Source organism: Slackia sp. CM382 (genome assembly GCF_000293015.1).
In the GTDB taxonomy this organism is placed as follows: Bacteria; Actinomycetota; Coriobacteriia; order Coriobacteriales; family Eggerthellaceae; genus Slackia; species Slackia exigua.
The window spans coordinates 1-17581 of sequence record NZ_ALNO01000005.1; the positions used below are offsets into that span (position 1 = coordinate 1).

Here is a 17581-nt window from a genome sequence, read left to right on the forward strand (position 1 = left end):
CCCCGGCGCCAGGGCGGGCGTCGGGGCTCTTGCAAGGAGGATATGCTGCGTAACGGGATTGAGGCGGTCCCGTGCAGAAGGGGTGGCGAGATTCTACGGCGCGATGGCCATGGCCAGGCCGATGCCGATGAGGAGGAGGCCCGGTCCGGGAAGGATGAGCAGCGGCACGCCGATGGCGGCGACGACGAGCCCGGCCAGCCTGCGGCCGATATGAAGTTTCGGCGCAGGTGCCGCGTTCACCGCAGAGCCCGCATATTGACGTGTGCCCTCCGCGCCTTCGGTCCGCACGTATGCGAATCCCGGGAAGGGCGTGCCCACCTCGAAGCCGCGCGGCGCGGAAGCGGATGATGACGGCGCGTCGGCATAGGAGACCGTGGTCTCCGTCGTGGTGCCGTCAGGATTTATGACGTAGGCCTCATAGCCTGTGCTCTGCGATGTCTGAGCCATGTCGTCCGCCTTTCTTGTGCGAGACACACTATCGCACGTCTCAACCGTTATTATTTTCTGGCGCGCAATGCGAAAGCCTCGCGTTTGCGCGATGTAAACGGGATGTCAGAATCTTCATGCGAAGGGGGGCTCGGGACGCGCATGGTCATTCTGGGAGCGCTGGTCAACGGTATTGCGACCGTCGCCGGAGGAACGATAGGGCTTGCGTTCAAGAGCCGCGTGTCGACACGGCTCGGCGATTTCCTCATGCAGGGCATGGGGCTCGTCGTGCTCTTGGTCGCCATCTCGGGGATGGCGAAGGGCGGCGATATCATCGTCGTCGTGCTCTCGATGATCGCAGGGGGCATTCTCGGCTATCTCGTCGGAATCGACGGCTGGATTCGCCGCCTGGGCGATTGGGCTCAGGATCGGCTGACGCGCGCCGCATCCGGAACCTCGTCGCTCGGGAGCTTTTCCGAGGGCTTCGTCACGTCCTCGCTGTTCATCTGCGTGGGCGCGATGGCGATCGTCGGATCCCTGCAAAGCGGCCTGCAGCTCGATCACACGACGCTGTTCGCGAAGGCTCTGATCGATGCCGTAGTCGTGATGGTCATGGCCACCACGCTCGGTATCGGCGTGCCGTTTTCGGGACTATCGGTCTTCGTCTATGAGGCGCTGCTGAGCCTCGGCGCCAGCTTCATCGCCCCTTTGCTGTCCGACGCCGTCATCGCGCAGATGGTGTGCGTCGGGTCGTTGCTTCTGCTCGCCGTCGGGTTCAACATGCTCAAGATCACCGAGATCAACGCCGCGAACTTCCTTCCTGCCGCCTTCGTGCCCATCGCTCTCGTCCCGGCCGTCTCTTTCGCGGCTGCATTGTTCGGGTAGCCCATGGGTCCGTTCGACATCATCCTTCTCGGCATCGCCCTTTCGATGGATGCCTTCGCCGTGGGCGTGAGCCTGCGCGCCGTCGGCGCCGACATCCTGTCGTCGTCTCTCATCATCGCCGCCGCCACGTTTCTCGTCTGCCTCGCGGCATTGCGCATCGGGCGGCGCTTCGGCATCGTGCTCGGCGACCGTGCCCAGATGGCGGGCGGTCTCGTTCTCGTAGCCATCGGCGTGAAGGCGCTGCTGTCCTAGCTGCATGGTACAATCCGCATACATATGTATGGCCATGATGGATGCGTGGCGACACGCGGGCGCGCGCAGGCGCGCTTGGGGAAATCGGGGTGGGATTCCCCGGCTATGCCAGTAACCGTGAATCCGACGGGAATGAGTCGATGCGTGCGCTGATCGGGCGCGCGCCGTTTCCGGATGACGACAAGTCGGAATGCCTGTCCATCGATATTCAGAGCCCTGGAAGAAAGGTGCCTCCCATGTCCGGAGCCTTCTCTCGTCGCGTTCGCCTCTCGGCGGCAGACGGCACCCCCGAGGTGATGCTTGCGAGCATTCCCGATCGCGTGATCGCGGTGCTCGCGTCCGTGGTTCTCGCCGTCTCCCTCTGCCCGATGCCGTCTTGGGCGGACGAGGTCGAAAAAGCCGCTGCCGAGCAGGACGGGCCGTCCTCCGCCATCGAAGATTCCGCTGAAGGGCCGTCATCCGCTGCGGCGCCCGAGCCTGCGGGAAGCGCATCGGATGCCGAGAGCCATGCGGCTGCGGTGGAACCTGAGGCAGAGGCGGACGCTTCGGCCGTCGACGAACCGTCTGCGAACCCCGTTTCCGACCCAGATCCCGAAGCGGCGCCTTCCGCGGACGCTCCGGACGCTTCCGAGCCTTCGGCTGTCGCCAAACCTGCAGGCTGGGGCGACGACGATGGCGATTGGGGAGGCGACGACGACGAACCCGGCGCCTCGACGGATGTCGATATTTCGAGCGTCGCGGTATACGACGCAGCCGGCGAGGGCGTCGCTCCCAAGGCCGAATTCGGCGCCACGCTCAAGGCGTATGCGTACGATTCCTCGAAGAAGCTCCTGACCGAAGGCGTCACCTTCCAATGGCAGTACTCCTCGCACGACACGTGGGGGTACAAGGACATTCCCGGCGCCACGGGCGCTACGTTCGCGATACCCGAGGCGGGGACGGCGGGCGGCATCGATCTTTCGGGCATGTACGTGCGCGTGCATGCTTCGGACGAATCGGCATGGGAAACCCAGGATGCATCGGGCGTCGGTCCGCTGGCGCCCCAGGGCGCGGCGTTCCTGAGCCGCGTCGAGATGCATCGCGGCGCGACCAAGATAAGCGGCGACGTCGACGCGATCATCAATCCGGGCGACACGATCGGTGCGGTCGCCTTCACGGGGGGCTCGAGCGCCGCGACGGCGTCGAACGGGACCGCGGTCGATGCCTCCAAGGCGACCTATGCGTGGATGCTCGTCGATTCGCCGACGGCGACGACGGGCGCATCGCTCGGGACGTCGCCATCCGTCGCCATCCCGGACGACGGCTCGGCGAACGGCAAGTTCCTGCGCATCGTCGCGTCGGCGGGCGCGAACGAGGTCTCGTTCACCATGGGCCCCATCATGCCCAAGGGCTCGCTGCGTCTCGCGCGGCTCGATATCGAGAAGCCGAACGGCAAGAGCGTCGTCGCCACGGGCGACACGCTGACGGCCCAGGCCCGTCTCTCGGGAGGCGCGCTGCCTGACGAAACGGCCATGAGCTACCGGTGGTACGTGAAACGCGCAGACTCGTCCGAATTCGAGGAGATCGCAGGGCAGACGGGAAAGACGCTCGTCGTCCGATCCGACTGGGAGGGCGCGACCCTCAAAGTCACGGCCACGGCGGGCGGCTATAACGAGAAGTCCGCATCGGCGGGGCCGGTCATCGCGGCCGATTCCGCGAAGGCCGCCGTCGCGGCGCTACGCGATGCGGGATACGTTCCCGCGCCCGTCTTCGGCACCGACGCGAACATGAACGCCATGGTCGTGTCGAAGCTCGCCGAACTCGGCTTCCCTGATGCAACGGTGCGCGTTGCGACCTGCGGTTCCGCCAAGGGAGGCGCATCCGTCTCGGCGGATGCCGGCGACTCGAACGGGGCCATCTCCTATTACTACGAGGATCCGTCCCGCACGCCTGCGGGATTCGGATCGCCGCGCGTCACGTTCGAGGTCTCCTCGGGCGCGACGACCGAGACCTGGACGTGCAGCCCGAAGATCCGTTGGGATATGGACAAGGTCGCGGCCGATCTCGAAGCCCTGGCCGCCAAGAAGCTCGTCGCGTCGAACCTGGTCGGGTATGAAGGCGGCGAAGCCGATGACGAGACGTCTTCCATCGATGCCCGCGGCGACCTCTTCCTGCGCCTGTCTCTTCCCTCATGGACGTCCGTGACATGGGAATCCACCGATGAGAGCGTCGTCGCATCCGACGGCGCGGTCACGCGCCTGGCCGACGAGGACCGCAGCGCGGACATCACCGCGCATCTGGCGTTCAAGCTCGCCGATGCATCGGAGTCGGCGCCGACCGTCGATCGAACCTTCCATGTGACCGCGAAGGCCACCGCATCCGATCCGACGGACCTCGACAAGGTCCGCGCGGCGCTCGGCCGCGTCAAGCTGACGTATTCGCAGAGCGGCGAGATCGTCGATCCGACCGCGGTCACGGCCGATATCCAGCTGCCGCGCAAGCGCGACCTGAAGGCCACGGGCTCGGGTTATTCCGTTTCCACGACGGTGAAGAAGGTGGATGCGAACGGCGCGCCTCTTGCCGACGAGGCGACCGACGCATCCGGCTCCGCTACGGTGAACGGCTACCGTCTCAAGGTCGTTCGACCCATACCGGGGGCCGGCGATGCGCACTACGTCCTGACGGTCGCCGTCGCGCTCAACGGCACGTCCGATTCGCTCGATATCCCCCTGACCGTCAAGGAGACCGATCCGGCCGAGCTCGACGCCGAGGTCGCGCTCATGATGCAGGTGCAGGGCGAATACGCTGCGCATCTGGCCGGAGGCGCGGATGCCGTCGATCATGTGACGGGCGATCTGAACGCCTTCAAGGAGGCGTCTCGTTGCGGCGCGACCGGGCTGTCCTGGTCGCGTTCCGACACGTCGGCCTCGGGCATCGTCGTCACCGACATCGATTCGACGCATCCCTCCGAGCAGTGGAACCTTTTCCGTTCCAGCAGGCCGGGCGTGATCGCGCACGAAACGCTGCGTCTCGTGCACACGCCCGAATACAATGCCAAGGTCACGGTGACCAGCTGCTTGACCAGCGAGAAGTTCGGCGGATACTACGAGCGCTACAAGGATGCGGGCATCGACGCCACGACGCTCGCGAAGTACCGGATGCTGTACCGCCAGCCCGTGAGCGCGACGTTCACGGTCGCGGGAACGACGGGTCAGGACGATCCGAGCGCCGGACATGCGGCCGACATTGCGGTCACGGTCACGGGGCCGTCCCGCGCGGGCGCCGACGGTTCGTTCGTCATGGAGCCGTGGGCGACGCCCACGCAGGTCTCCCTTTCGACCGACGGCGACAAGACCGCATGGGATGCGTTCAAGCCGGTGCTCGACGAGGCGGGCCTCACATACGACTACGCCGGCGGATTCCTCAACTCCATCACTTCGGCGGACGGCACGCGCACGCTCGGCACGAAACAGGAGCAGGGCGGCGGCTGGAGCTACTGGCAGTTCCTCGTCAACGGCAAGATGGCGCAGACGTCCATCGGGAACTTCCTGATCGACTCCTCGACGACGTCTCTCGAGCTGCGTTACGTCGATGCGTCGGGCAAGGAGAAGGCCCCCGACGTTCCCATCCATCCGCGCGACGATCTGCCTTCCTACGATGCCGACTGGCCGGCGTTCGCGAGCGGCAAGGTCGGCGGCGCGACCACGGACGCATCGACGCCGTCGCGCGCGGCGAAGCTCGCCTGGAGCTATGCTTGGCGTTCGGGCGCCGACTTCAGCGGCGCCTCCGATCCGCTGCTCGTCAACGGGAACGCGTACATCGCGACGAAGCATACGCTGCGCATCGTGAGCGGCGCCGACGGCACGGTGCTCAAGGAAGCTCCCATGACGGCTTCCGTCGGATATTTCTCCCGCCCGGTCTACGCGGGCGGCCGCATCATCGTGCCTGCCGACGGCGGTGCCCTGTCCGCCTATGCGGCCGATGATCTGACCTGCGTCTGGTCGCTTACGGGCCTCGCGCCCGACGCGCAGGCGCTTTCCTCGGTCTCGGTCATCGGCGATTACGTCGTGGCGGGGTATACGTCGCTCGACGCGAAATGGAACAGCGCGGCGGGCACGCTCGTCTGCGTGAACGCCCGTACGGGAGCCGTGGTCTGGAAGAAGGTCGATAAGGCGGATGAAACGCCCGAAGGCTACTACTGGGCCGGCGCCGCGGCCTCCGCTTCCGACGTCGTCGTCGGCGGCGAATCCGGCTCGGTGAAGCTGCTCGACGGCGCGACCGGCAAGGAGCTGTCCTCGGTTTCGGTGGGCGGTGCCGTGCGTGCCGGCATCACGAAGGTGCCCGCGGCCGATGCCGCAGGCCAGGATGCCTATCTTGCCGTGAGCCGCAACGACGGGACGCTCCATCGGATCGTGCGCGTCGGCGATTCCCTCGAAGAGAGCGGATCCGTGAGATTCGCCGCGACGTCGACCTCGACGCCCACGGTGTCGGGCGGCAAAGCCTTCGTCTGCGGCATGGATGCGACGGGCGCGGGCACGCTTTCGGTCATCGACCTTGCAACGATGCAGGTGGAACGCACCGTTGCCATCGGTGCGGGAGCAGCCCAGGCCACGCCTCTGGTTTCTTCCCGCGGCGGCGAGACCTACGTCTACTTCACCGTGAACTGCAATCCCGGCGGCGTGTATCGCTACCGCGTCGGCGACGATCGCGCGTATGCGCTCTACGTGCCCGATGCCGGCAAGCGGAATTACACGACGGCGTCGGTCGTCGCCGATGCGCAGGGATCTCTGTACTACACGAACGACTCGGGGCATCTGTTCAAGCTCGTGCCTGCCGATGGCTTCGCCGTCACGTTCGACTCGACCGGCGGCAGCGCCATCGAATCCCCGATCGTCGAAGCGGGAGGCACGGTCGAAAGGCCTGCGGACCCGACGCGCGAAGGATACGCCTTCGAAGGCTGGTTCTCCGATAAGGCATGCACGACGGCCTGGGATTTCTCTCAGCCGGTAGCCTCCGATACGCGTCTTTTCGCGAAATGGTCGAAGACCGCGGGCCCCGACGCGCCTACGCCCCGGATTCCCGATCCGGAGGGCGCCGGGACATCGGATGCGCCGCGATCTCAGGGCGAGACGCGGGCATCGTCTGATTCCGACGCCCTGCATGCGCGCGGCGGCAGGGTCGCGCCGTCCCATGCGCCTGTCTCCGGCGCGCTCGTCAAGAACAAGGCGAAAGGTTCCGAGAAAAAGGGCGACGGGTCGACCGACGGCGAGGCGCTCGACGCTTCCTCCGCACCGTCCGGCACCGCGGGGGCCAGGGGCATGGATGAGGGCGGAGCCGTCCTCAAGAGCGTCGCCGAGCCATCCGGTTCGTCGGCTTCCCCGCTTCCGCTCGTCGGGCTTGTCGTGGGCATGTGCGGACTCATCGGTTCGTTCTGGTGGTTCTTGGTCGCGCGTCGTCGCAGCGATGCGGCCGAGGGCTAGGAGAGGTCCATGGTCGATAAAGACGAACGCATAGCCCCCCTCGGCTCCGCCGGAGGCGCATTCGATCCTACGGAGAAACGACGTGCGTCCGAAAGGGGCCGCGCGTCGTACCGTGCGCCCTATCCTCTGATCGCCCTTCTCGCCCTCGCGTCGGCCGCCCTGATCGCGACGTCGTCGTGGGCGCTCGTCCACTCCGGCATCCCGGCCGACGACGGGCTCTTCGCCACCGTCCTGGGCGAGGGTTCCCTGTCGCAGGCCGATGGGGCCGAGGCCTCCGCCCTGGATCGGGACGATGCCGGCGCCTCGGCGTCCGATGAATCCGGCGCCGCCGCCGCAGATGCCTCATCGGGTTCTGCGGCCCCATCGGGCACGGATTCCGCATCCCGGGCGAAGGCATCGTCCGATGCGGGATCTTCGTCGAGCGCCGCCTCGCCGGACGAGGCGGGGGGATCGTCGTCCGCGGATGCGGGGTCGTCTCCGTCCGAACCGTCATCGTCCTCGTCGGAGGATGCGGCAGGGAAGCGCGACCGGACCATCACGGTGACGTGCAGCATCGATTCAAGCGCGGCGGACGGCAGCGTGGGCGGCTCGGCGACGCTCACCTTCGAGAAGGGCGCCACGGCCTATGATGCGCTTGTCGCCACGAACGGCAACGTCAATGCGGTGTCGACGTCCATGGGGCTGTACGTGAGCGCCATCGGGGGGCTTGCCGAGAAGGAATACGGCGCGACGAGCGGATGGACCTACTACGTCAACGGGTCGTTCCCCTCGTACAGCGCGGGGAACTACGTGCTTTCCGACGGGGATGCGGTCTCATGGGTGTACGTGACGGGGTAGGGGGCAATCCCTTCGACGCGTTTCATCCGTCGGTCACGTTCGCGTACCTGGCCTGCGCGATCGCATTGTGCATGGGGGCGTTTCATCCCGTGTGCGCAGGCATTTCGCTCGTCGGCGCGCTCGCGTGCTCGTTCGTGACCCGCGGCGCGCGGCCGACGGTGCGCTCGCTCGGCTGGTCCGTTCCCATGGCTTGCGTCATCGCGATCGCGAATCCGCTGTTCACTTCGTCCGGGTCGACGCTGCTCTTCCATATCGGCGCGCGCGCCGTCTATCTCGAGGCGCTCGCATACGGCGCGGTGGCAGGCTGCGTCTTCGCCGCCATGATCCTCTGGTTCTCGTGCTATGCGGCCTGCATGGACAGCGAGCGTTCGCTGTCGGTGGCAGGACGCGCGCTTCCCGTCGTGTCGCTCATGGTTTCGCAGGTCCTGCGGCTGGCTCCCCAGCTCGTGAAGCGCGGACGTTCGATCCTGTCCGTGCAGGAAGCCATGAGCGCCGGCGCTTCCTCGGGCATCCGCGCAGCGGGCAAGGCGCGCATGCGCGTCACGTCGGTGCTGATGGGATGGGCCATGGAAGACGGCCTCGTGCGCAGCGACGCGATGCGTGCCCGCGGCTTCGGCGCCACGGCGCGCCGCACGTCCTATCGGCGCTACCGCATGCGCGCGCGGGATGCGGCATTCCTTGCGATCGCGCTTGCGCTTGCAGCCGCATCGGCCGCGCTCGTCGCCGTCGCCTGCGCCCGATTCGCATTCTATCCCCGGCTCGACATGCCCGCCCTGTGGTGGGGGTATGCGCCGTACGCATCGTTCGTCCTGGCCCCTGCGGCCCTGTATGCAAGGGAGCGTCTGGCATGGCGATCGTAGATGTTCGCGGCCTTTCGTTCTCCTATGCCGGCTTTGCCGCCTGCGCCCTGCCGCCGACCACGCTTCGCGTCGAGGAAGGCGCGTTCTGCGTCGTCGTCGGATCGACGGGTTCGGGCAAGACGACGCTGCTGCGCTCGCTGAAACCCGAGCTCATGCCTCAGGGCGTCTACGGCGGGTCGGCGTCGGCGGACGGGATCGCCGTCGTGTGCGACGGAATGCCCGTCGAAGGCATCGACGTGCGTGAATCCGCCGCGCGCATCGGGTTCGTGGGGCAGGATCCCGATGCCCAGATCGTCTGCGACACCGTCTGGCACGAGCTCGCCTTCGCATTCGAGAATCTCGGGGAAGACCCTGACGCCATGCGCCGCCGCATCGCGGAGGTCGCGCATTTCTTCGGTATCGAATCCTGGATGAACGCGTCGACCGAGAGCCTTTCGGGCGGCAGCAAGCAGCTGGTAAACCTGGCGGCCGTGCTCGCGCTGCGCCCGCGCGTCATCCTGCTCGACGAGCCTATGGCCCAGCTCGATCCGAACGCCCGCCGGCGATTCGCGTCTTTGCTCGCGCGCGTGAACCGCGAGCTCGGCGTGACGGTCGTCATGACGACGCACGCTCCGGAGGAGATGGAGGGGATCGCCACGCAGACGGTCTCGCTCTCGCCGCTGGAACCTTGCGCGCCGCGCTCCGCGATAGCGGACCTGATGGCATCCCAGAAGCGCCGTTTCGAGGAACGCTTCGATGCTGCGCGGGCGCTTTCCTTCGACGATGTCTACACGCGTTACGACAGGCAGGACCCTTGGGTGCTGCGAGGCGCCGATCTCGAGGTCGCGCGCGGATCGGTGCATGCGGTCGTAGGCGGCAACGGTTCGGGCAAGACGACGCTCGTGCGCATCGCGGCCGGCGTGCCGCCTAAGGTCGCGCGCGGCCGCGTGCGCAACGCCTTCCGCGGGTCCCAGGCGCTGCTTCCTCAGGATCCTCGGGCCCTCTTCGTGTGCGACGACGTGTTCGAGGAGCTTATGGAATGGTCGGGGCGCTGCGCGTACGGCGAAGACGAGGTGCGCGCCGCCATCGAACGGTACGGGCTTGCGAGGTGCGAAGGCCGGCATCCGTACGACCTTTCGGGCGGGCAGCAGCAGATGCTCGCCTTGGCGAAGCTTCTGCTCTGCAAGCCCGATCTGCTGATGCTCGACGAACCGACCAAGGGGCTCGACCCTGCATTCTGCGCGCAGGTTCACGATGTTTTGCGGGCGGCCGCCGATAGGGGCGTCACGGTCGTGCTCGTGACGCACGACCTCGATTTCGCCTATGCGACGGCCGATGTGGTCTCGATGGTCTTCGACGGGCAGGTCGTCTGCACGGAGGCCGTGGCCGACTTCTTCGAGAACAACCTCATCTATCGGGCGAACGATTCCTCGCGCCTGTTCGGAGCCCTTTCATGACGGTCGCTTCCGCACTCGAGGCCGTCGCCGTCGCGATCGTCCCGCTGGGACTTGCCGTCTGCGCGGCTGCGGGCATAGACCAAGCGGGGCTGCTGAGCTTCGTCGTCGTGACGGTCTCCCTCGCGGCGTTCTTCGCCTCCTTCGAGCATCGCCGCCCGCGCCTGCGCGACACCATGCCCATTGTCGTGCTGGCAAGCCTGGCCGCTGCCGGGCGCATCCTGTTCGCACCTATTCCCGACTTCAAGCCCGTATCGGCCATCGCCATCGTCGCCGGCGCCTCCTTCGGCCGCCAAGCGGGGTTTCTCGTCGGCGCGCTTGCGGCTTTGGTCTCGAACTTCTTCTTCGGGCAAGGCGCATGGACCCCGTGGCAGATGTATGCGTGGGGCATGGTCGGTTACGGTGCGGCGTTCGTGGCGAAGGCGTGCGGGGACGGGGCCGGCGGCGAAGCGGACGGAGGCGGGCGGACGTGGCCTCTGTACGCGTACGGATTCGTATCGGGATTCGGCTACGGGTTCGTCCTTAATCTCTGGAGCGTCGTCGGGTTCTTCCATCCGCATACGTTCGCCGAGCTCATCGCCGTATATGCCGCCGCCGTTCCATTCGATGCCGTCCATGCGGCGTCCACGGCGTTCTTTCTGGTGGTTCTCTATGCGCCGTGGCGTCGCAAGATCGCACGCGTGAAGCGGCGGTACGGTATCGGCGACGGGTGTGCCCGATCATGACGATAGGCAATGGATTCTTCGAGGTCAGGAGCGTTTCCATGGATATGGGGGAAGCGGTTGCGCAGGCCGCGCGCGCGGCGCGGGAAGGCAAGGCCGTGGTCTTTCCGACGGATACCGTCTACGGCATCGGCGTCTCGGTGGCGCATGCGCGGACCCCGGATCTCATCTACGGCATCAAGCGACGCGATGCGGGCAAGGCGATTCCGTGGCTGGTCGGGTCGATGGATGATCTGATGCGATACGGGCGCGACGTCCCGTCGTACGCGTCGGCGCTCGCGCACGCGTTCTGGCCGGGCGCGCTGACCCTCATCGTGCGCGCCTCCGCGGCGGTGCCTCCGGCTTTCGTCGGAACGGGCGGGACGATCGCCCTGCGCATGCCCGATGACGAATGGGCGCTCGCGGTCATCCGCGCGGTCGGTTGCCCCATGGCGACCTCGAGCGCGAACATCCAAGCCCATACGCCTCCCCATCTGCGCTCCGAAGTCAGCGCCGAGGTTCGATCGGGCGTCGCTGCATGCATCGGGGATGAACGCGCGCGCAGCGGGCGATCGTCGACGATCGCCGATTGCACGGGTGCGGCATTCCGGATCCTGCGCGCAGGCGGCGTTTCGGAAGAGGCGATGCGCGATGCCGTCCGCGCCGCCGGCATCGATGCATAAGAGCTGCGTGCCGCCTTGGCCGGATGCAGGACGGAATCGTGCCGGATTCCTGCTTCGATCCTGACGGGATAGGGAAGGTTTCGACGGATGCGGGCGGGATTCCGGTCGGAATCGGCCGGGGCGTTCGTAAGGCTCGGACCAGGATGCCGCCTTCTGCGGCCAAGGTCTGCGCAGGGCCTGCATGCGAGCCTGTCCGTATGGCAACCGTTCTGACATACGAATCGGCATGCATCGCGCTGGAGACGGCGGGATGCAGCATGCTTGCCTGCGCCCTTGTCCTCATTGTCTGGCATGACATGCGTTCAAGGGTCGTTCCGAACGCTCTCGTCGGCGCCATCGCCTGCGCCTGGATCCTTCATGCGGGCGCGTGCGCGCTGCGTTCGGGGTCGGATGCGGCCGGTATCGACGCGCGGTTCGCGGCCGGTCTGCTCGTCTTCGCGCTGACGGGCTTCCTGCTTCTGGGAGGCCTGCCTCTTCTCTGCGCGATTCTGCTGGAGCGCGTCTTCGACCGCACGGAGGTTCTCGGCGGGGGCGACGTCAAGCTCCTTGCGGCGCTCGGCCTTTGGCTCGGTCCCTCGTCGGGGCTGGTCATGCTTCTGTCGGCATGCATGCTCGCGTGCACGGTCCAGCTCGTCCGCCGCCTCGTGCGCGGATGCGCGCCGCCGTTTCCCTTCGCTCCGTACCTCGCATGCGCGTCGGCCCTGGTTCTCATAGGCGGTATAATCTAACACCTCTGCGAAAAAAGGAGGAATTCGTATGAGGACATCGACCGTCGGTTACATGAGCAGCGACGGCGTATCGCGCATCCATGCACGTACGTGGGAACCCGACTCGTCCGGCCCCGTGGTCGCCGGCATCGTGCAGATCGCCCACGGCATGGCCGAGCATATCGAACGCTATGCGCCCTTTGCCGAGCAGCTGGTATCCCAAGGGTATGTGGTCTGCGCGGAAGACCACATCGGACACGGCGGAAGCGTGTCGAGCACGTCCCAGCTGGGCCATATTCCCCACGCCGCCGGGGCGGACGCCCTCATCGAAGACATGCATGAGCTTCGGCGCATCGTCGCGGGCCGCTATTCGTCGGTCGTTCCGTACGTCATGTTCGGGCACTCCATGGGCAGCTACATGGTGCGCGCGTACCTGACGCGCCATGCCGACGGGCTCGCCGGGGCGATCATGTGCGGAACGGGCCAGGTGCCGGCGGCCCTTTCGACGGCGGGGCTCCTGGTCGCGCACGCCCTCAGGACGATCAAGGGCGAGGAGCACCGATCCCCGCTTCTGGACTCCATGGGCGTCGGGGCGTATGCGAAGGCGATACGCGATGCGCGCACGCCCCTCGACTGGCTTTCGCGCGACGAGAAGAACGTCGACGACTACATCGCCGACCCCCTGTGCGGCTTCATGTTCTCCGTCGGCGGCTACGAAGCGGTGCTGTCCCTCACGAAGGAGGCCGCGAACGCCGCGCAGGCATCCCGCATCCCTGCCGACCTGCCGATGCTCTTCATATCCGGCGCGGACGATCCCGTGGGCGCGCAGGGAAGGGGCGTGCGCGAAGCCGTCGAAGAATACCGACGCGCCGGAATGCGCGATGTCGATCTCGTTCTCTACGAGGGCCTGCGTCACGAGATCCTGAACGAAGCCGAAGCGGGCACGGTCGTCGCGGATGTGACCTCCTGGCTCGAGAAGCATCTGCGATAGGAAGGGCAGGGCAATGGCACGTACGTACATCATGGCGCTCGACCAGGGAACAACCTCGTCCCGAGCCATCCTCTTCGATCATAGCGGCGCGATCCAGGGAGTCGCCCAGCATTCGTTTCCGCAGATCTATCCTCAGCCGGGCTGGGTCGAGCACGATCCGAACGATATCCTGTCGAGCCAGCTGGGCGTTATGACCGAGGTCATGGTTTCGGCAGGCGTCGACCCTGCGGACATCGAAGCCATCGGCATCACGAACCAGCGCGAGACGACGATCGTCTGGAACCGTCGGACGGGCCTTCCGGTCGCGAACGCCATCGTATGGCAATGCCGTCGCACGGCTCCTATCATCGAAGAGCTCTGTTCCGATCCCGACGTCCGCGCGCGCATCACGGCCAAGACGGGGCTTGTGCCCGACGCCTATTTCTCGGCGAGCAAGATCAAATGGATCCTCGACCGCACGCCCGGCGCGCGGGAGGCCGCGGAGGCCGGCGATCTGGCGTTCGGCACGGTCGATTCCTGGCTCATCTGGAATCTGACCGGCGGTGCGGTCCACGCGACCGATCGAACGAACGCGTCCCGCACGATGCTCTACGACATTCACGAGGGACGGTGGGACGAATCGCTGCTCGAGCTGTTCGGCATTCCCGCGTCCATGCTGCCCGACGTCCGTCCGTCGGCCGGCGACTTCGGCCGCACCGCGTTCGGCAGCATCCCCTCGGGCATCCCTATCCGCGGCGTCGCGGGCGATCAGCAGGCGGCCCTCTTCGGGCAATGCTGCTTCACGCCGGGCAGCGCGAAGAACACGTACGGCACCGGCTGCTTCTTGCTCATGAACACCGGTTCGGACGCCGTATTCTCTCCTCATGGCCTGGTCACGACGATCGCCGCCAGCGCTCCAGACGTCCGCGGCATCGAATACGCGCTCGAGGGCAGCGTGTTCGTCGCCGGCGCGCTCGTGCAGTGGATGCGCGACGAGCTCGGCATCATCGCCACGGCATCGGAAAGCGAAGACCTCGCGCGGACGGTCGAAAGCTCGGACGGCGTCTACGTGGTGCCCGCCTTCACAGGCCTTGGCGCTCCGTACTGGGATTCCGATGCGCGCGGGGCGATCCTCGGCCTGACGCGCGGAACCTCGCGCGGGCACATCGCCCGCGCCGGCCTGGAATCCCTCGCGTTCCAGGTCGCCGACGTCGCTTCGACGATGGCGGCGGACGCCGGCATCCCCATCGCCGAGCTCCATGTCGACGGCGGGGCATCGGTCAACAACCTCATGCTCCAGTTCCAGGCCGATATCTTGGACGCGACGCTCCTGCGGCCCGCCGTGACCGAAAGCACGGCCTGGGGTGCGGCGATGCTCGCAGGCCTATCCACCGGTTTCTGGGAAAGCACCGACGAGCTTGCGCTGCTGTGCTCTTCGGGCGACCGTTTCGTCTCGAAGATGGGCGAACGCGAACGCGCGGCGCGGCTTGCGGGATGGCACGAGGCCGTCGGGCGCATCATGACGCGGTAGGATGCCGCAGGAGCGCAAGGGGTGCGGCGCGCTCGTGCCAAGCTCCCCTCGAGCGTCGGAGGCGCCGCGCGGCGGCGATCGTCCAAGGCCGGCAAGCGCTTCGGCGCCGTCGCCTCGCCCGTGCGCCCTTCACGGAGCCATGCGGGCATCTCGTCGTGCGCCGCGGCCTTGTTGCGCGGCCGGCATGCGGGCGACGGTATCATGGTCGAGTTTCGATTCAGCATGCGCGGACGGATGCTCCGTTCGGGCGAACGAAGGGGTGCGAGGATGAAGGTTTCGATCGCAAGCGACCATGCGGGGTTCGAGCAGAAGGAAGCCCTTGCGGCCTATCTGGTCGAACGTGGCTTCGACGTGGTCGACCGCGGTCCTGCCACCGATGATCGGGTCGATTATCCCGACTTCGCGCTTCCCGTCGCGCTCGATGTCGCGCGCGGGCTCTCCGAAAGGGGCGTCCTCGTGTGCGGCACCGGCATCGGCATGGCGCTCGCGGCCGACAAGGTCGCCGGCGTTCGAGCCGCGAACATCGTGTCCGTGAAGTTCGCGGAGCTCTGCCGCGAACACAACGATGCGAATGTCATCGCGCTGTCGGGACGTTTCGTTGACCTTGAGACGAACGAGCGCATCCTGGACGCGTTCTTCTCGACCGATTTCGCCGGCGGACGCCATGCCGGCCGCGTCGAGAAGATCATGAAGCTCGAGGGGACCGTCGTCGAAGAGGCCTGATGCCGCAGGTGCGGCATAGTCGCGCCGGATGACCAGAAAGGAAGGCGAGCAATGCCATTTTCGTATGTTTCTGCCGATCAGGAAGTAGCCGCAGCCATTTCCGCGGAACTGTCCCGTCAGCGCGATTCCGTCGAGCTCATCGCATCCGAGAATTTCACGAGCCCTGCGGTCATGGAGGCCATGGGGTCCGTCATGACGAACAAGTACGCCGAGGGCTATCCGGGCAAGCGCTACTACGGCGGCTGCGAGAAGGTCGATATCGTCGAGAATCTCGCACGCGACCGCGCCGAAGAGCTCTTCGGCGCCGGTTTCGCCAACGTGCAGCCCCATAGCGGCGCCAACGCGAACCTCGCCGCGTATTTCGCGCTCATCGAGCCCGGCGATACGGTGCTCGGCATGAGCCTCGACAACGGCGGGCATCTCACGCACGGCTCCCCGGTCAACTTCTCGGGCAAGCTGTACGACTTCCACGGCTACGGCCTGGGAGAAGACGAGACCATCGACTACGATGCGATCGACCGCATGGCCGACGAGCTCCATCCCAGCCTCATCGTCGGCGGCGCCTCGGCCTATCCGCGCGTGATCGACTTCGAGCGCATGGCCGACATCGCGCATCGTCACGGCGCGCGCTTCATGGTGGACATGGCCCACATCGCAGGCCTCGTCGCCACCGGCGCGCATCCGAGCCCCTTGCCCTTCGCCGACGTCGTCACCACCACGACGCACAAGACCCTGCGCGGCCCGCGCGGAGGCCTGATCCTCACCAACGACGAGGAGCTCGCGAAGAAGATCGACAAGGCGGTCTTCCCCGGCAGCCAGGGCGGTCCCCTCATGCATGTCATCGCCGGCAAGGCGGTCGCGTTCGGGGAAGCTTTGAAGCCTGAGTTCAAGACCTATATCGATGGCGTCGTCGCCAACTGCGCCGCGCTTGCGGACGGCCTGGTCGAGGGCGGCCTGCGCCTCGTATCCGGCGGCACCGACAATCATCTGTGCCTGGTCGACCTCACGCCCGCCGACGTGAGCGGCCGCGACGCCGAGCGCGCGCTCGATCGCGTGGGCATCACCGTCAATAAGAACACGATCCCCCATGAGCAGCGTTCCCCGTTCGTGACGAGCGGCATCCGCGTCGGGTCGGCCGCCGCCACGACGCGCGGCCTGACCGCGGACGACTTCCGTGCGGTGGGGCTCCTTATCGCCAAGACGGTCTTCTCGATCGAGGACGCGGCCGCCCTCGCCGAGGTTTCGGAAGAGGTCAAGCGCATCCTCGCCGCGCATCCCCTGTACCCCGAATACGATTTTTAGGGCATAATCTGAACGGCTTCGCGCGGGATCGACGCCGCGCGCGGCCGGTTCTTCAGAGCGAGGATGCGCCTCGCAGCATCGATAGGAGCTTTCAGCATGGATTACACCGAAACGGACAGGGTCGTGCTCGTCGACCATCCCCTCGTGAAGCACAAGATCGGCGTCCTGCGCGCCGAAGACACGCCTTCGTCGCTCTTCCGCCAGCTCGTACGCGAGCTTGCGCAGCTCGAGGCGTACGAGGCGACGCGCGACCTGCCCACGACCGCGACGGACGTCACGACGCCCATCGCGGTCGCGCGGTGCGAATCCGTACGCGGTCGCGACGTCGTCATCGTTCCGATCATCCGTGCCGGCCTCGGGATGACCGAGGGCATGCTCGATCTCATCCCGACCGCCCGCGTCGGCCACCTGGGCATGTATCGCGACCCCGAGACCCATCGTCCGCATGAGTATTACGCGAACGTCCCGGAGGACGCGGCCGAGGCCGAGGTCTTCGTCGTCGATCCGATGCTCGCGACCGGCGGAAGCGCCATCGCGGCCATCGAATACCTGCGCAAGGCGGGCGTGAAGAACCTCAAGCTTCTCGTGCTCGTCGCCGTGCCCGAGGGCATCGATGCCGTGCTCGCCGCCGATCCGGACGTGGCCGTCTATACGTGCGCGATCGACGACAGGCTCAATGAAAACGCCTACATCGTGCCCGGCCTGGGCGATGCGGGCGACCGTATCTTCGGCACCTGCTAGCCGTCGCACGAAGGCATCGTCGCCGCATGCGTCATCCCGGCACGTGTCCGGGGCGCGCATGCGGCTTCGCG

At 66.7% G+C, this 17581-nt stretch carries 15 protein-coding genes; 14 read left to right on the forward strand and 1 reads right to left on the reverse strand.

What is annotated here, in order from left to right:
- Positions 1 to 93: 93 nt before the first annotated feature.
- Positions 94 to 447, reverse strand: a complete 354-nt coding sequence (locus HMPREF1155_RS01945) for a hypothetical protein (protein ID WP_009076967.1) — start codon at positions 445 to 447, stop codon at positions 94 to 96.
- Positions 448 to 588: 141 nt separating this feature from the next.
- Here HMPREF1155_RS01945 and HMPREF1155_RS01950 point away from each other — a divergent pair, with 141 nt between their 5' ends.
- The 14 genes from HMPREF1155_RS01950 (at position 589) to upp (ending at position 17510) form a co-directional block, all read left to right on the forward strand.
- Positions 589 to 1311, forward strand: a complete 723-nt coding sequence (locus HMPREF1155_RS01950; RefSeq protein ID WP_009076970.1) for a DUF554 domain-containing protein — start codon at positions 589 to 591, stop codon at positions 1309 to 1311.
- 3 nt (positions 1312 to 1314) lie between these two features.
- Entirely contained in the window at positions 1315 to 1563 is a 249-nt protein-coding gene (locus HMPREF1155_RS01955) for a manganese efflux pump (RefSeq protein ID WP_009076905.1), read from the forward strand.
- A gap of 236 nt (positions 1564 to 1799) precedes the next feature.
- On the forward strand, positions 1800 to 7022 hold the full coding sequence (locus tag HMPREF1155_RS01960; protein ID WP_238319057.1) for an InlB B-repeat-containing protein: 5223 nt from the start codon (positions 1800 to 1802) through the stop codon (positions 7020 to 7022).
- Positions 7023 to 7031: 9 nt separating this feature from the next.
- Complete coding sequence (locus HMPREF1155_RS01965) at positions 7032 to 7859, forward strand: DUF4430 domain-containing protein (protein ID WP_009076972.1); 828 nt, start codon at positions 7032 to 7034, stop codon at positions 7857 to 7859.
- Entirely contained in the window at positions 7838 to 8719 is an 882-nt protein-coding gene (locus HMPREF1155_RS01970; protein ID WP_009077056.1) for an energy-coupling factor transporter transmembrane component T, read from the forward strand. Before HMPREF1155_RS01965 ends, HMPREF1155_RS01970 begins: the two co-directional genes overlap by 22 nt.
- Entirely contained in the window at positions 8707 to 10155 is a 1449-nt protein-coding gene (locus HMPREF1155_RS01975; protein ID WP_009076838.1) for an ABC transporter ATP-binding protein, read from the forward strand. Before HMPREF1155_RS01970 ends, HMPREF1155_RS01975 begins: the two co-directional genes overlap by 13 nt.
- Positions 10152 to 10877 carry a DUF6580 family putative transport protein gene (locus tag HMPREF1155_RS01980; protein ID WP_009076928.1) on the forward strand — a complete coding sequence of 242 codons (726 nt, stop codon included), beginning with the start codon at positions 10152 to 10154 and terminating at the stop codon, positions 10875 to 10877. Before HMPREF1155_RS01975 ends, HMPREF1155_RS01980 begins: the two co-directional genes overlap by 4 nt.
- A complete protein-coding gene (locus tag HMPREF1155_RS01985) occupies positions 10874 to 11536 on the forward strand; it encodes an L-threonylcarbamoyladenylate synthase (RefSeq protein ID WP_006362121.1) in 663 nt (220 codons plus the stop codon). Before HMPREF1155_RS01980 ends, HMPREF1155_RS01985 begins: the two co-directional genes overlap by 4 nt.
- Positions 11537 to 11793: 257 nt before the next feature.
- Complete coding sequence (locus tag HMPREF1155_RS09085; protein ID WP_255344606.1) at positions 11794 to 12264, forward strand: prepilin peptidase; 471 nt, start codon at positions 11794 to 11796, stop codon at positions 12262 to 12264.
- A gap of 28 nt (positions 12265 to 12292) precedes the next feature.
- Positions 12293 to 13234 carry an alpha/beta fold hydrolase gene (locus tag HMPREF1155_RS01995; protein WP_009076937.1) on the forward strand — a complete coding sequence of 314 codons (942 nt, stop codon included), beginning with the start codon at positions 12293 to 12295 and terminating at the stop codon, positions 13232 to 13234.
- A gap of 13 nt (positions 13235 to 13247) precedes the next feature.
- Positions 13248 to 14744, forward strand: a complete 1497-nt coding sequence (gene glpK, locus HMPREF1155_RS02000) for a glycerol kinase GlpK (RefSeq protein WP_009076847.1) — start codon at positions 13248 to 13250, stop codon at positions 14742 to 14744.
- Positions 14745 to 15011: 267 nt separating this feature from the next.
- The gene (gene rpiB, locus HMPREF1155_RS02005) at positions 15012 to 15467 is read left to right on the forward strand and encodes a ribose 5-phosphate isomerase B (protein ID WP_039993207.1); all 456 of its coding nucleotides are present in this window, start codon (positions 15012 to 15014) and stop codon (positions 15465 to 15467) included.
- Positions 15468 to 15518: 51 nt separating this feature from the next.
- The gene (glyA, locus tag HMPREF1155_RS02010) at positions 15519 to 16769 is read left to right on the forward strand and encodes a serine hydroxymethyltransferase (RefSeq protein WP_009076959.1); all 1251 of its coding nucleotides are present in this window, start codon (positions 15519 to 15521) and stop codon (positions 16767 to 16769) included.
- Between the two features lie 96 nt (positions 16770 to 16865).
- Positions 16866 to 17510: a uracil phosphoribosyltransferase gene (upp, locus tag HMPREF1155_RS02015; protein ID WP_009077030.1), complete on the forward strand. Its 645-nt coding sequence runs from the start codon at positions 16866 to 16868 to the stop codon at positions 17508 to 17510.
- Positions 17511 to 17581: the final 71 nt, after the last annotated feature.